General features: G+C 56.2%; 9 protein-coding genes. 5 read left to right on the top strand and 4 right to left on the bottom strand.

Annotated features, from left to right (window positions below; translation table 11 throughout):
* The first annotated feature begins 71 nt into the window (after nt 1-71).
* From R0I78_RS04065 to R0I78_RS04055, 3 genes are read left to right on the top strand one after another with little or no spacing between them, the layout of a single operon-like run.
* Nucleotides 72-1,991: an alkaline phosphatase D family protein gene (locus R0I78_RS04065; protein WP_317074407.1), complete on the top strand. Its 1,920-nt coding sequence runs from the start codon at nt 72-74 to the stop codon at nt 1,989-1,991.
* A 49-nt stretch (nt 1,992-2,040) separates the two neighbouring features.
* Nucleotides 2,041-2,859, top strand: a complete 819-nt coding sequence (locus tag R0I78_RS04060) for a DUF2797 domain-containing protein (protein ID WP_317074406.1) — start codon at nt 2,041-2,043, stop codon at nt 2,857-2,859.
* Nucleotides 2,860-2,891: 32 nt separating this feature from the next.
* Nucleotides 2,892-3,515 carry an HAD family hydrolase gene (locus tag R0I78_RS04055; protein ID WP_317074405.1) on the top strand — a complete coding sequence of 208 codons (624 nt, stop codon included), beginning with the start codon at nt 2,892-2,894 and terminating at the stop codon, nt 3,513-3,515.
* Nucleotides 3,516-3,532: 17 nt separating this feature from the next.
* On the opposite strand, the gene R0I78_RS04050 is transcribed toward R0I78_RS04055, so the two are convergent.
* From R0I78_RS04050 to R0I78_RS04040, 3 genes are all read right to left on the bottom strand, one after another.
* Nucleotides 3,533-4,969: a carbon starvation protein A gene (locus R0I78_RS04050; protein WP_019936017.1), complete on the bottom strand. Its 1,437-nt coding sequence runs from the start codon at nt 4,967-4,969 to the stop codon at nt 3,533-3,535.
* Between the two features lie 139 nt (nt 4,970-5,108).
* Nucleotides 5,109-5,819: a two-component system response regulator BtsR gene (btsR, locus tag R0I78_RS04045; RefSeq protein WP_317074404.1), complete on the bottom strand. Its 711-nt coding sequence runs from the start codon at nt 5,817-5,819 to the stop codon at nt 5,109-5,111.
* Nucleotides 5,816-7,492 carry a sensor histidine kinase gene (locus tag R0I78_RS04040; RefSeq protein WP_317074403.1) on the bottom strand — a complete coding sequence of 559 codons (1,677 nt, stop codon included), beginning with the start codon at nt 7,490-7,492 and terminating at the stop codon, nt 5,816-5,818. Before R0I78_RS04040 ends, btsR begins: the two co-directional genes overlap by 4 nt.
* Nucleotides 7,493-7,715: 223 nt before the next feature.
* Between R0I78_RS04040 and R0I78_RS04035 the strand changes: the two genes are divergently transcribed.
* Entirely contained in the window at nt 7,716-9,626 is a 1,911-nt protein-coding gene (locus R0I78_RS04035; protein ID WP_317074402.1) for a methyl-accepting chemotaxis protein, read from the top strand.
* A 46-nt stretch (nt 9,627-9,672) separates the two neighbouring features.
* Here R0I78_RS04035 and R0I78_RS04030 read toward each other — a convergent pair whose 3' ends face one another.
* Nucleotides 9,673-10,512 carry an NAD-dependent protein deacetylase gene (locus tag R0I78_RS04030; RefSeq protein WP_317074401.1) on the bottom strand — a complete coding sequence of 280 codons (840 nt, stop codon included), beginning with the start codon at nt 10,510-10,512 and terminating at the stop codon, nt 9,673-9,675.
* A gap of 195 nt (nt 10,513-10,707) precedes the next feature.
* Between R0I78_RS04030 and R0I78_RS04025 the strand changes: the two genes are divergently transcribed.
* Nucleotides 10,708-13,272, top strand: a complete 2,565-nt coding sequence (locus R0I78_RS04025; RefSeq protein ID WP_317074400.1) for an EAL domain-containing protein — start codon at nt 10,708-10,710, stop codon at nt 13,270-13,272.
* The last annotated feature ends 362 nt before the right edge of the window (nt 13,273-13,634 follow it).

Below are 13,634 nucleotides of genomic sequence, written 5' to 3'. Positions count from 1 at the left end.
GAGCAGGCTTTGCTTTAAAGCCTGCCGGTGGCTGGTTATCATGCTGTTATTGATCAACAAGCGGATATGCCATGGATTTCACCATTCTTGCCGGCCCCATAGTGCGCCGGGCCGACGCCGACCGGCTGGTTTTCTGGCTGGCCAGCCGCGAGTCACTGCGCTTTCGCCTGTGTCTTGAGGGCCGGGAGCCACTGTTGTTTGACGAGGGCCAGCAAGAGATAAGAGTGGGAGAGTCCTGTTATATTCAGCTGCTCGATCTGCCACTGAATGAGCCCTTGCCGCTCGACATGCTTGTTCACTACGATCTGCAGTGGCAAAGATCCGCTGAGCATAACTGGCATGGCACGGCAGAGTGGGGCAGTGAGCTGTGCTTTAATGATGAGTCTTTGCCATCGCTGGTGATACGCAGCCGGCTGGATGCCATGTTGCACGGCTCCTGCCGCAAACCCCATCATGCCGCTCCCGATGGCCTGGTGGCAGCGGAACGCTGGCTGAGTGAACGCCAGCAGCAACCCATGCAGCGGCCGGCATTACTGATGATGAGCGGCGATCAAATTTATGCCGATGATGTGGCCGGCCCCATGCTTACCGCCATTCATCAGCTGATAAAGGAGCTGGGGCTGTATGACGAGACGCTGGAAGGGGCGACCGTGGCCAACAGTCAGGAGCTGTTTGCCGATCCGCTCAGTTATTATCGCCGCCATCAGCTGCTGCCCGACACTCATGCCAACCTGCCGCTGCAAAAGCGCTTTTTTGAAGGCGCGCGCAAGCCCATTTTTACTACCAGCAGTGCCGCCAACCACTTAATAACCCTGTCGGAAGTACTGGCCATGTATCTGCTGGTGTGGTCACCGGTGCCCTGGCGGCTGCTGCCCGACACCCGGCCGGCGCTGGATGAAGCATTTGTAGAACGCTATGAGCGGGAGCGGGGCCGGCTGCTTGGTTTTGTGGAAGGCTTGCCGGCAGTGCGGCGCTTGCTGGCCCATGTGCCCACCCTGATGATCTTTGACGATCACGACGTGACCGACGACTGGAACCTCACCGCCGGCTGGGAGCAGACCGCCTACGGCCATCCGTTCTCCAAACGGATCATCGGCAATGCCCTTGCCGGCTACCTGATCTGCCAGGGCTGGGGTAATGATCCCGATGCCTTTGCCGGTGATCCCTTAACCCGGCTACATGCCTGGAGCCAGCAGCCCGACTGTGAACGCCAGGATCAACTGATCAACTGCCTGCTCAAGTTCGACGGCTGGCAATATCACCTCGACACTCAACCCCGGCTGCTGGTGCTTGACACCCGCACCCGGCGCTGGCGTTCCGAGTCCAACCTTAACCGGCCTTCCGGCCTGATGGACTGGGAAGCGCTTACCGAGCTGCAGGGTGAAATGCTTAATCGCGAGTCGGTAGTGGTGATCTCGCCCACGCCCGTGTTCGGGGTAAAACTGATAGAAGCAATTCAGAAGGTGTTTACCTGGCTGGGCAAGCCGCTGCTGGTGGATGCGGAAAACTGGATGGCCCACAAGGGCACCGCCAATGTGATCGTCAATATTTTCCGCCATGCCCGCACGCCGGCCAACTATGTGATCCTCTCGGGTGATGTGCACTATTCCTTTATGTATGACATTCGTGTGCGTCAGCGCGGCGGCGAGCCTCATATCTGGCAGATCACCAGCAGCGGTATCAAGAATGAATTTCCGCGCCGGCTGCTGGATGTGCTGGACCGGCTTAATCGCTGGCTCTATGCGCCGCGCTCGCCGCTGAACTGGTTTACCCGCCGGCGCAAGCTGCGCATCAGTCCCCATTCACCCGTGGGAGCGTCAAAGGGAGAGCGGCTGCTGAACCGCGCCGGCATTGGCTATGTACGTTTTAATGAGCAGGGTGAGCCGGTGTGCGTGCAGCAAATCACCGCCGAAGGCGTGGTGGACTTTATTGAGCCTGACATGAAAACCAGCCCGGTGGAATTGCAGCAGCAAGGCCGGCAGGCAGAGTAAGGCTCAGGCTGGTAGAATGGCTTCATAACAACATAACCATGAAGCAAGCATGAGCAACCTTACCGGAACCCTGATCAAAATGCCGGCGCAGCGTGAGGCCCCCGTGGCCTATGAGCTGGCGCTGGGCGAGCAGCGCACCAGCCTGAATGCCTTTCTGGGCAAGCCCCTTCGGCTGACCTTCAGCGGCAATATCTTTTGCAACGCCTGTGGCCGCAAAACCAAAAAAAGCTACTCTCAGGGGCACTGTTTTCCCTGCATGAAAAAGCTGGCCCGCTGCGACATGTGTGTGATGAAGCCGGAAACCTGCCACTACTTTGAAGGCACCTGCCGCGAGCCCGAATGGGGCGACAGCCATTGCATGGTGGAGCACATTGTCTATCTGGCCAATACCTCCGGCCTTAAGGTGGGCATTACCCGCCACACTCAGGTGCCCACCCGCTGGATTGATCAGGGGGCCACTCAGGCGCTGCCCTTACTGAAAGTGGCCACCCGTCAGCTGTCCGGCTTTGTGGAGGTGGCGCTGGCCGACATGGTGGCCGACAAAACCAACTGGCGCGCCATGCTCAAGGGCGGCGAAGCACCGTTGGATCTGAAAGCCGAAGCTAAACGTCTGCTGCCGGAAATTAAGGAAAAACTCGCCGAACTCACGCTCAAATACGGCGAAAATGCCATTACCGTGCTGGATGAGCCCGTGGTGGAGCTGAGCTATCCGGTGCTGGAATACCCCACCAAAATCACCAGCCATAACTTTGATAAAAACCCCGAAGTGGCCGGCACCCTGCTGGGCATCAAGGGTCAGTATCTGATACTCGACACCGGCGTGATTAACCTGCGCAAGTTTACCGGTTATGAAGTGACGCTGGGCTGAAGGCTTGTTATTAACGGTAAGGAGCGGCAGTGATGACGCAATTCAGTGATTTTAACTTTGATGAGATTCAGGGGGTTATCTTTGACCTTGATGGCACCCTGGCTCATTCCAACCCCGACTTTCCCGGCCTGCGCCGCGAGCTGGGCATGGACCCGGGAGAAGACGTGCTGGCCCATGTAGACAGCCTGAGCAGCGCCGCCGAGCGGGAGCGCGCCCTGGCCATTATTCACGAGTATGAATGCCGGGCATCCCACAGCTCCAGCTGGGTGGACGGTGCCAAAGAGCTGATTGCCTTTCTGCGGGGCCGCGCTTTGCCCCTGGCCATTTTAACCCGCAATATTCCCGAAGCGGCCCAGCTCACCATCAACAAACTGGGCATCGACATCGATCTGGTGCTCACCCGCCATGATGCCCAGCCCAAACCGCATCCTGAGGGTATTCACCTTATCTGCCGGCAATGGCAGCTGGCCCCCGCCAATATTCTGTATGTGGGTGACTATCTGTTTGACCTGCAAACCGCACAAAATGCCGGCAGCCGCTGTGCGCTCTACTTTCCCGACACCATTCCTGACTATGCCCATCAGGCAGATCTGCTGGTGCCCTGCTACCACGGCTTTATTGAGGCCTGGCAGCAGAGTGATGCACGCGTACGATAGTCACTCACATCAGGCGTTCAGGCATCGTCGGCCAGCAGGTGTTCATTACGGCCCTTGATGCGGGTAATGATCAGGGCAGTGATCACCAGGGTGAGCACAATGCCGGTGACGGTAGACAGCGTCATCGGCAGACCCGCGCCCAGGGTGGCTGAGTTCAGCAGAAAGCTGATGACGACTGTGGTCATGAACATGGCCGGCACGGTAGCAATCCAGTGCAGCTTGTTGTGGCGCAGCAGATAGGCCGAGGCAGTCCACAGCATCATGACGGCGGTAGCCTGGTTGGCAACGCCGAAGTAACGCCAGATAATGCCGAAGTCCACCTGTGTCAGTACTGCGCCGGTCGCAAACAGCGGCAAGGCCAGCAGCAGCCGTTTGGGCAGGCGATGTTGCGGCATGTTGAAATACTCCGCCAGGATCAGCCGGGCAGAGCGAAAGGCAGTGTCGCCGGAGGTAATGGGCAGCACAATCACGCCCAGCACCGCCATAAAGCCGCCTACGGCACCCAGCAGGCCGGTAGAGGCCTCATATACCAGGTTGGCCGGGTTGCCACCCATACCGGTGTTTAGACCTTCCACGCCACCGAAGAAGGACAGGGCAATGGCACACCAGATCAGCGCGATAATGCCTTCACCTATCATGGCACCATAAAACACAAAGCGGCCATTGCTTTCGTTTTCCACGCAGCGGGCCATCAGCGGCGACTGAGTGGCATGAAAACCGGATACGGCACCACAGGCAATGGTAATAAACAGCGCCGGCCACAGCGGCATGTCGTTGGGGTTCAGGTTCTGAAAGAAATCCCCCATTTCAAAGCCCGGCAGCATGGTGTGCTCGCTGGAAAACGCCAGCGCCACGGTGAGGCCCACCGACATGAAGATCAGCAGGGCACCGAAGAAGGGATACAGACGACCGATAATCTTGTCGACCGGCACTATGGTGGCCAGCAGGTAATACACGAAGATCACGCCCACAAACACCGACACGCTCACGCCGGTGATCTTGGCCAGCAGGCCGGCGGGGGCGGAGATGAATACCACGCCCACCAGCAGCAGCAGCACAATGGCGAACACGTTCATAAAGTTTTTTGCGCTGCGGCCCAGATACTTGCCCGCCAGGTTGGGCACCGACTGACCGCCATTGCGCACTGACAACATGCCGGAGAAATAGTCGTGCACACCGCCGGCCAGAATGCAGCCCAGCACAATCCACAGCATGGCGGCGGGGCCGTACAGCGCGCCCAGAATGGGGCCGAAGATGGGGCCGACACCGGCAATATTAAGCAGCTGAATGAGGTAGACCTTGCCCTTGGACATGGGCACATAGTCAACGCCGTCGCCCTGTGCGAAGGCGGGAGTCTGGCGTTGTGTCTTGATACCAAACACCTTTTCCACCAGGGTTCCGTAAATAAAGTAACCGCCGAGCAGCAGCCCGACGCAAAGCAAAAACCAGGTCATAACATCACCCTCTTGTATAGATAGCCGCCAGTGTAGGCAGTAATAAAGACGGGAAAAGAGAGACTTGAGTTAGCGGTCGAAAACGCGGGGTCAGCGGTCGATAGCGGGAGTGAACGATCATTCACTCCCGGCTGCGGAGTCAGTGAAAACCGAACAGTTGCTTCAGGGGTTTGAGATAGCGGCGCGACACCGGCACGCTGGCACCAGCCCGGGTGGTGAGCTCGGCACCGGCCTCCAGTATTTCAATTTCAGCAATGGCATCAGGTGCCACCAGATATTGCCGGTGACAGCGCACCAGGGGCGTTTTTTCCTCTATTACCTTGAGGGTCATGTGAGTGTGTACCTGCTCGTTGGGCGTGGCTACATGCACACCGGAGAGATCACTGAACACATATTCTACCTCCGCCACCGGCACCACTTTCAGCTTCTGACCGCTGTAGCAGGGCAAATGCTCCAGCTGGCTGGGGGCCAGCGATGCTATTGCCTGAGGGCGCAGATCCCGGCGCACTTTCTCCAGGGTCTGCTGCAGACGCCGTTCATCCACCGGCTTGAGCAGATAGTCAAAGGCATGGCGGTCAAAGGCCTGCACGGCAAACTCGTCAAAGGCGGTGACGAACACCACCCGGGGCATGGTGGCCGGATCCAGCATGGCAAGCAGTTCCATGCCGCTGATGCGGGGCATCTGAATATCCAGAAATACCAGATCGGGCCGCAGCCGGCTGATGGCCTGCATGGCTTCAATGGCGTTGCCGCACTGGCCCACTATCTCGATGTCGCCGGCGTCGGCCAGCTGGGCAGCCAGTTCGTCCCGGGCAAAGGGCTCATCGTCAATAATCAGGCAGGTGATCATGTTGCAGGCTCCGTAAGGGGCAGACGAATGTCAACTTGGGTTAGCTGACCGGGGTCACAGGTTACGCTCAGGCCGTAGCCGGGACCAAACAGGTTCTGAATGCGTTTATGTACCAGGTTCATGCCCAGGCCGTCCGAGTCTTTTTTGGGCTGATACAGGCCGGCGTTGTCTGTGACGGTCAGCAGCAGTTCTCCGTTATTCACGCTGGCGGTCACCTGAATATGACCCGTATCCAGCATGTGTGAAGTGCCGTGCTTGACCGCGTTTTCAATAATGGGCTGCAGGGTAAAGGCCGGCATTCGCACGCGATGCAGCGATTCGGGAATCTGGATATCCACGCGCAGCTTGTCAATAAAGCGGGCCTTCTCAATGGTCAGGTAAGCATGAATGTGCTCCAGTTCGTCGCCCAGGGTAACCAGGCCGGTAGTGCGCTTGAGGTTGATGCGCAGAAACTGACTGAGCTGCTGTAACAGCTGCCGCGCCTTGTTGGGATCTTGTCGGGTAATGGCACCTATGGTGCTCAGCGCATTAAACAGAAAATGCGGGTTGACCTGAGCCTGCAACAGCTTCAGCTCCGCCTGAGTCAGCAGATTTTGCTGCTGCACAAAGCGGCCAAACAGGATCTGGTTTGATAACAGCCGGGCAATGCCTTCCCCCAGGGTTCGGTTGATATTGAGGAACAGCTTGTTTTTGGGCTCGTACAGTTTGATGGTGCCCACCACCTCGTTATCACTTCTCAAAGGAATCACCAGGCTTGAGCCAAGGGTGCAGTGAGGCGACATGGAGCAGGCGTAGGGTGTTTCTACCCCGTCGGCAAACATCACTCTGTTATGGTGAATGGCATCCAGTGTCATCTGTGAGGAAATGGGGGCACCGGGCTGATGATGATCAGCGCCGATGCCAATAAAGGCCAGCAGCTTTTCCCGGTCGGTAATGGCCACGGCACCGACTTTGGTTTCTTCTATCAAAATGCGTGCTACCTGGGTACTGGTTTCCTGGTTAAAGCCCTTGCTGAGCAGGCCCACGCTGCGCTCGGCAATTTTCAGCGCCTTGGTCGAGAAGGCGGAAGACTGCTTGTCGTACATGGCCTTCTGATCCCGAATCATGCTCATAAACAGCGCCGCACCTACCGAGTTCACCAGCAGCATGGAGGGAGCGATTTGCAGCACCAGCGCCAGGGCATCGTCAAAGGGGCGGGCCAGCAGCAATATAATGGCCATCTGCATCAGCTCGGCAACGAGCGTGAGCAGAAATACCCACAGCGGATGGAACACCTGCTCGCTTCTGCCGGTGCGGCGCAAATACAGGCTGACCACCCCAGCCAGCAGCCCTTCCAGGGTGGTGGACACGGCGCAGGCCAGGTCGGTAAAGCCGCCCAGACTGTAGCGATGCAGCCCGCCGGTAAGCCCCACCAGCGCCCCGGTAACCGGGCCACCGAGCAAGCCACCCAGCACAGCGCCCATGGCCCGGGTGTTGGCAATGGCACCGTGAGTCTGCTCGCCAAAATAGGTGGCCATGATGCAAAAGCAGGAAAAAAACAGATAAATAAATACTTTATGGGGCAGCCGGGTGGCCGCTTCAGTAAAGAGCCTGAATAACGGTGTGCGACTGATCAGGTAAACAATCACCAGATACAGGGACATCTGCTGGATAAGCAGCAGGATCAGTGACATAGCGGCTCCCTGAACATAAAGGCTGCACTTATCATAGTCTGTGCCCGCCTAAGATTGAAAGTGGCCCGGCAGCCGTGATTGATGCGGTTTTTAGAACCATTTCCCCTTAAACAGCTCAAGCTTATAACGTAAAAACCTAGCTAAACACTCAAGTATTTGTCTGCTTCTGCCGATTCATTAGGGCGACCAAAACCTTCAATAAAAATCCAGCAAGGAAACTCCGTTGTTCAGAAAAGTGAATATTGGCACCCGTTTGTCTGTGGGTGTGGGTGGACTTATGGTGATCACAGTGCTCGCCATGTCTTTCTTCTATCTTGCCAACGCCAACCGTTTGATCGAACAGGCCGAAAAGCGTGAGCTGCAAAGCCTGTTTGATGCCGTTAGTGCCCAGATTGACACTCAGGCTCAGTTTGCCGAGGCCATGAGCGCCATGGTAGCGGCTCAGCCTGATGTGCAGCAACGCTTTGCCAGCGCCGATCGTGCCGGACTGGGTGAGCAGTTTCTGCCGGTGTTCCAGCGTTTGCAGCAGCACTATGGCGTGGCCCAGTTTCAGTTTCATACCGCTCCGGCCACGTCTTTTTTACGGCTGCACAAGCCGGAAAAATACGGTGACGATCTCTCCCGCCTGAGAGCCACCATAGTGGCCGTGAATCAGAGCCGGGCACCGGTGCGCGGGCTGGACGGCGGCGTGGCCGGCATTGGCATTCGCGGCCTGTCGCCCATCAGCCAATATGGCCGGCATCTGGGCTCGGTAGAGTTTGGTCTGAATCTGGCACAGGACTTTGCTGCTCACTTCAGTGACGAGTTTAATGCCGGTATTGCCATTCATGTGATTAACGGCAACCGGGCGGAGCAGCTGGCGTCCACTATTAACGGTGGCAGCCTGAACACACAGCAGCAACTGCTGGCCGCCTGGCAGGGTGACCCTGTGCAGGGCCGGACTGACCGGGGCGAGCTGCATTTTGCCACCCTGGCCCGCACCCTGAACGACTATGCCGGCAAGCCCATTGCCGTGGTGGAAATTGCCATGGATCGCAGCTTCTATGCCGATAACCTGGCCGCTACCCGGCTGTTTGTGGGCCTGTTAGCCGCGGGGGCCTTGCTGGTGTCTGTGCTGGTGGCACTGATGCTGGCCCGCAGCATAGTGCAACCGCTGCAGCAAACCGTGCTTAATTTGCAGGACATTGCCGATGGTGAAGGAGACCTGACCCGCCGGCTGGCCGAAACCGGCAACGACGAGCTGACCGAGCTGGCCAAAGCCTATAACCGCTTTGTGGTGAAGGTGCAGGAGCTGGTGCGGCGGGTATCGGACGCTACCGGCCAGATGGCCGCCGCCACTGAGGAGCTGTCTCAGGTGGCGCAGGAAACCCGGCAGGGCGTGGACAGTCAGCGTGACCAGACCACCCAGGTGGTGACCGCCATGCATCAGATGACCATGTCGATTCAGGAAATTGCCGGCAATACCGGCAGCGCGGCCGATACCGCCCGCCAGACCACAGCCACCACCGAAGACGGCCGCGAAGCAGTTACCCGCAATGTGCAGATCATGGACGAGCTGGCCGGTGAGGTAAACCAGGCCTCTGCCATGATCCAGGAGCTGGCCCGCCAGAACGGTGATATTGGCAAAATGCTGGAAGTGATCCACACCATTGCCGACCAGACCAACCTGCTGGCGCTGAACGCGGCCATAGAAGCGGCCCGGGCCGGTGATGCCGGCAAAGGCTTCTCGGTGGTGGCGGAAGAAGTGCGCAGTCTGGCTCAGCGCACTCAGCAAAGCACGGGTGAAATTGAGCAGCTGGTTACCAGCATTCAGCAAAGTACCCAGAATGTGGTGGCAGTGATGGAGCGCAATCAGCAAAAAACCGAAACCGCCGTGAGTGAAGCCAACACGGTTGCCAGCCGTCTGGGCAATATAAAAACTGCCGTGGACGCCATTCACGACATGAACACTCAGGTGGCTGCTGCAGTAGAAGAGCAGTCCGCCGTGGCGGAAGACGTGAACCGCAGCATGAGCCTGATTAACGACATTGCCGAGCAAAGCGGCCACTCTGTGGGCCAGACTGCTCAGGCCAGTGCAGAGCTGGCGCGACTGGCCACTCAGCTGCAGGAGCTGGTAGGACGCTTTCGCGTGTAAACGCTGAAGAAACTCAGGGCGGCATCAGCCGCCCTGTTTGTTTTCGTCACTGGCTTATTTTCCGAGACGCCAGCCCGCTCAGCGCTCCCTGCAACAGCGGCGTAATGGGCGCATTCAGTTTCAGGCTGAGCAGCTCATCGGCGCGGGTTTTGCCAAGGGTCAGCGCGGCGATGGGCTTGTTCCATTCCTGCGCCTTGCGGCAGAAGCGAAAGCCGGAATACACCATCAGCGACGAACCAATCACCAGCAGGCCGTCGGCCGCTTCAAGGGCGCTCAGCGAATCCTGTACTCGCTGCCTGGGCACATTGTCGCCAAAGAACACCACATCGGGTTTAAGAATGCCGCCGCACTGGTGGCACTCGGGCACACGAAAACGACTGAAATCCACCTCCAGATCCGCATCGCCGTCGGGCGCTGTGGCGGCCGTGTAATGAATAAAGTCCGGATTCAGCTCGGCACTGCGCTGGTGGGTTTCATTGCGGCTGCAGCGATAATGGCAGCTCATGCATACTACGCTGTCGGAGCGGCCGTGCAAATCCACGACTTTTTGGCTGCCGGCGCGCTGATGCAGTCCATCCACATTCTGAGTGACCAGCAGGCTGATATGCCCCAGCTGCTCCAGCTGTGCCAGCGCAGTGTGGGCCGGATTGGGCTGTGCATCCCGCATCACCGGCCAGCCCACGAGACTGCGGCCCCAATAGCGCCGGCGAGTATGCTCACACCCCATAAAATCCGGATGCTGCACCGGCTGCTGACGCTTCCACTGGCCCTGCTGATCCCGGTAATCGGGAATGCCCGAATCGGTGCTGATGCCGGCACCGGTCAGCACCAGCAGGCGAGGGTGTTGGTCAATAAACTCAAGCAGCGCGGCGGTGGTGTCAGTCATGGTGTTAGCTCCGGAGCAATGCAGTAAACAGTATTCAATATATTCACAGAGCCGGCCAGTGAAGAAGGAATTTCAAAAAAGAACAGCAGCGTCTAAAAATAAGTGATAACGACAATGGCGCTTTTCAGTGCCGGCCTGATTGCTTACTATCGTGACTAATGTCCATCTTTCTCCCACCATTTTAGAGAAAAGCATATGACTCAAGCGCATAACGCGCTTGCCATGCAGCAAGCTATTCAGGATCAAATTGCACGGCATGCCCTACTTGGCGATATTCTGGACAGTATTATTAAGATGGTGGCGCAGCAGTTACCCAGCGCGCGGATATCCTTGATGATGCTGGACTCAGAAGATGGCACCTTGAGCCTGACCGCCGGTCACGGGCTGTCTGACGGCTACTGTCGGGCACTTCAGCGCTTACCGGTAGGACCAGCCATTGGTGCCTGTGGCGTCAGTGCATACAACCGTGATGTGGTCATTACCGAAAATATTGAACAAGATCCCAACTGGGTACCCTTTCTGCAATATACCCGTGCTGAAGGCGTGGCATCATGCTGGTCTGCTCCTGTACTGACATCCAATCATGAGTTATTGGGTACGTTTGCCATCTATCATCATTATCCCAGATCGCCTTCACTTCAGGAACGCAGCCTGCTGATCCAGTCCGCCGGCCTGCTTGCACTGGCCATTGCCCGCCAGCGGGACAGACAGGCGCTGGCATGGAATGAACAACGCTTTCGCTCACTGTTTACTCACCACCCTGACGCGGTATTTGAACTGGATTTGCAAGGCTACCTGCTTGATGCCAATCGTGCCCTGACTCAAATAACCGGTTTCTCGCTGGAGCAGATAAAAGGACGGCATTATGAGCAGTTCATGGCAGAAGAAAATAAAGCGCGGGCCAGGGAAGCCTTTAAGCAGGTATGTGAGGGCCAGCCACAGCGTTATGAGCTGACAGCCTATAATGCCAATGGTGAGCGCTATTGGCTGGATGTGACTAATCTGCCGATTATGGTTGATGGCAGGGTAATGGGTATATATGGCATAGGGCGTGATATTACCCTGCAACAGGCGCAGGCAGCCGAGCTGCATTTACTCAAACGCGGCATTGAAGCTACCCCTAACGGGGTTGTGATGGCAGATGCCACCTTACCCGATATGCCACTGGTTTATGTAAATAAAGCCTTTTTAAATATTACCGGGTATTTACGTGAAGATGTGCTGGGGCGAAATTGTCGTTTTCTGCAGGGCAGCAATACAGACCCTCAGGCAGTGTCAGCTATTAAGGAGGCTATCTCTGCTTGTCGGGAGCATGAATGTACGCTGCTTAACTACCGCAAAGACGGCACGCCTTTCTGGAATCAGCTGATTATTGCACCAGTATTTAACTCGCTTGGACAATGTACTCATTATATTGGCATTCAGCAGGATATCACCAAACAGCGTGAAAATGAGGAAGCGCTGCGTTTTCAGCGCAGTCATGATGTGCTTACCGGGCTGCCCAACCGGGTTGCGTTCCATGAGCGGCTGACAGAATATTATCGGTTGTGCCGTCAACAATCACGAGAGCTGGCTGTGCTGGCACTCAATCTTGATGGTTTTAAAGTGATTAATGATGCTTTGGGTCATTATGCGGGAGATCAGTTACTTAAAAGTGTAGGGCAGCGGCTGGCCGGCTGGTTAAACTCGGGCGATATGGTTGCCCGTCTTGGCGGAGATGATTTCGGCATTCTGCTGCCGAACCGGGATGAGGCCGGTATTATCAAGGCCGCTGAAAGTTTGTTGTCATTGCTTGAGCAGCCATTTTTTATTAAAGATCAGCGTTTGTATCTGAGTGCCAGCATTGGCGTTGCCACCAGTGATGAAAAAACACACGACAGCAGCCTGTTAATTCAGCATGCCAGACTTGCCATGCGGGAAGCCAAGCGACAGGGCTATCATCACTGGCAATGGTATAGCGGCAGCATCACCTCTCATATTCATCATCATATCAACCTGAGGCGTGAAATTGAGGAAGCGCTGGAGCAGGGGCAATTTATTATGCACTATCAGCCGCTGGTAGATGCCCGCACCGGTGAAATACGCAGCCTTGAAGCATTAATACGTTGGCATCACCCTGAGCGAGGACTGATTTTCCCTGGTGACTTTATTCCTCTGGCAGAAGAAACCGGAAAAATTATCGGTATTGGCCACTGGGTTCTGCGCCAGGCCTGTAAAGATATTACCATTATCAATGCCTCGCGTAATACTCAGCCGCTTTCAGTGGCCGTCAATATTTCTCCGCTCAGCTTTCAGCGGGGAAACATATTCAGCGATATTAAACATATTTTACAGGAAACCTGTCTGGCACCACATCTTCTGGAACTGGAGCTGACGGAAGGAGTTCTGATGAGTGGTGCCGAAACGGCTATCGATAATCTCAGAGCTATTCGCGAGCTGGGAGTAAGGGTGGCGATTGATGATTTTGGCACTGGTTTCTCCAGTCTCAGCTACCTTCGTAAACTGCCCATTAACCAAGTAAAACTGGATCGCAGCTTTATCAGCGATATTACTGTTGATAAAGATAATGCCGCCATTGTGCAGGGGGTGATTACCATGGCGCACCATCTGGGGCTGGAAGTTGTAGCCGAAGGCGTTGAAACAAAAGAGCAGCAGCAAGACCTGATTATGCGCGGCTGTGATTTATTACAGGGGTTCCGTTTCTCCCGGCCTGTTCCCCTTGAGAATATTTTGCGGTTACCCTCCATGCTGCCAGAATAAAGCGGCACACAGGAAGCACAAAAAAAAGCCAGTGCATTGAATAGCCGGACTATGGCAGTTATCGTTTCTCTGTATTGGAAACCAAGAGCGACATTTAAAAGATAACGGCGGCACTGAGTACAAACGCCGTTTTTTTGAGCTATTAACTGAGCGCGTCAAAAAAGCAGTGGATGCAGGTGAGCTTACGTTGGAAGCCGCATCCGGTGGTATCTCTCTTAAATGCCTTGTTGAACTAAGCCGCTGCGCGGCAGAACAATGGCGCTGCACATCATACTGATCTCAGAGCCCTACCAGAGGGGTAGCGGACTGGAGATAGTATGATGAATAGCCAACAGCAACGCCACTTCGATGCGCTGTATCAG

The organism is Oceanimonas sp. CAM02 (assembly GCF_032842915.1).
Lineage (GTDB): Bacteria > Pseudomonadota > Gammaproteobacteria > Enterobacterales > Aeromonadaceae > Oceanimonas > Oceanimonas smirnovii.
The sequence above is the reverse complement of the archived record's forward strand: the minus strand, read 5'-3'. Positions and strand labels throughout refer to the sequence as shown.

Bases quoted from the DNA above. Each gene is read 5' to 3' on its own strand.
- R0I78_RS04065 (WP_317074407.1), top strand. From the start codon at position 72: ATGGATTTCACCATTCTTGCCGGCCCCATAGTGCGCCGGGCCGACGCC.
- R0I78_RS04060 (WP_317074406.1), top strand. From the start codon at position 2,041: ATGAGCAACCTTACCGGAACCCTGATCAAAATGCCGGCGCAGCGTGAG.
- R0I78_RS04055 (WP_317074405.1), top strand. From the start codon at position 2,892: ATGACGCAATTCAGTGATTTTAACTTTGATGAGATTCAGGGGGTTATC.
- R0I78_RS04050 (WP_019936017.1), bottom strand. From the start codon at position 4,969: ATGACCTGGTTTTTGCTTTGCGTCGGGCTGCTGCTCGGCGGTTACTTT.
- btsR (WP_317074404.1), bottom strand. From the start codon at position 5,819: ATGATCACCTGCCTGATTATTGACGATGAGCCCTTTGCCCGGGACGAA.
- R0I78_RS04040 (WP_317074403.1), bottom strand. From the start codon at position 7,492: ATGTCACTGATCCTGCTGCTTATCCAGCAGATGTCCCTGTATCTGGTG.
- R0I78_RS04030 (WP_317074401.1), bottom strand. From the start codon at position 10,512: ATGACTGACACCACCGCCGCGCTGCTTGAGTTTATTGACCAACACCCT.
- R0I78_RS04025 (WP_317074400.1), top strand. From the start codon at position 10,708: ATGACTCAAGCGCATAACGCGCTTGCCATGCAGCAAGCTATTCAGGAT.